Genomic DNA, 1137 nt, shown 5'->3' on the forward strand with positions numbered 1-1137 from the left:
CAAAGTAGGTTGGAACGTGATTCGACGATCGTGGCTTTGGGGGGTGGCGTGGTTGGCGATCTGACGGGATTTGCGGCGGCGACTTGGTTGCGGGGGATTAATGTGGTACAAGTGCCGACATCTCTATTGGCGATGGTGGATGCGGCAATTGGTGGTAAAACTGGGGTGAATCATCCTCAAGGGAAAAATTTGATTGGTGCATTTCATCAGCCGCGATTTGTATTAATTGATCCTCAAGTATTGAAGACATTACCACCGCGAGAATTTCGGGCGGGTATGGCAGAAGTAATTAAGTATGGGATTATTTGGAATGATCAGCTTTTTGCTAAGTTAGAGGCGGCAAAGCGTCTGGATCAAATGCGTTATGTGGATGAGGAGTTATTATCTTATATTTTATCTTGTTCTTGTCAAGCGAAAGCGGATGTGGTGAGTCAGGATGAGAAAGAAGGGGGGTTAAGAGCTATATTAAATTATGGTCATACTATCGGTCATGCGGTGGAAAGTTTGACTGGATATAAGGTAGTTAATCATGGGGAAGCTGTCGGGATTGGCATGGTAGCAGCGGGTGAAATTGCGGTGCAACTTGAGATGTGGACATCAGGAGAAGCGCAACGGCAAAATAAATTGATTGAGAAAGCTGGATTACCTAGTAAATTGCCACAAGGATTGGATATTGAAGGGATTATTGATACTTTACAAACTGATAAGAAGGTGAAGGATGGGAAGGTGAGATTTGTGCTGCCGAGTAAGATTGGTGAGGTAATAGTTACGGATCGAGTTTCAGCAGATGTGATTCGGGATGTGTTGGGGAAAATGTAATAATTCCAGCAGGATACGGGGATGTCAACTAAATGAGGTAAAATTACTATAGAAGCCAATCTATTGATGGGTGGGGAGTACTCACCCTTAATATTAAATGAATTAACCATCCTCATCCCACTTCTAACCAATATCCGCTTCCAATTGTGCCCCCACAATCTCCAACTCAATCGGACGGATTTCTTCCAAATCGCCAGCTAAATCCTGCACTAATTCATTAAGCAATTCTGGCTCTAAATAAAAGTGCGATCTCTCAGTTAGCTTAAGCTATAAGCGAATGGAATTCGCGGCTAAAATACGGCGATTGACTAACCCGCG

At 43.7% G+C, this 1137-nt stretch carries 1 protein-coding gene; it reads left to right on the forward strand.

Annotation, left to right across the window (positions count from 1 at the left end):
- Positions 1-819, forward strand: an 819-nt coding sequence (gene aroB / locus NJ959_RS29900; RefSeq protein ID WP_254015396.1) for a 3-dehydroquinate synthase, incomplete at its 5' end; no start/stop codon positions are given.
- Positions 820-1137: the final 318 nt, after the last annotated feature.

The sequence above is a fragment of the Limnofasciculus baicalensis BBK-W-15 genome (genome assembly GCF_024178385.1).
In the GTDB taxonomy this organism is placed as follows: domain Bacteria; phylum Cyanobacteriota; class Cyanobacteriia; order Cyanobacteriales; family Coleofasciculaceae; genus Limnofasciculus; species Limnofasciculus baicalensis.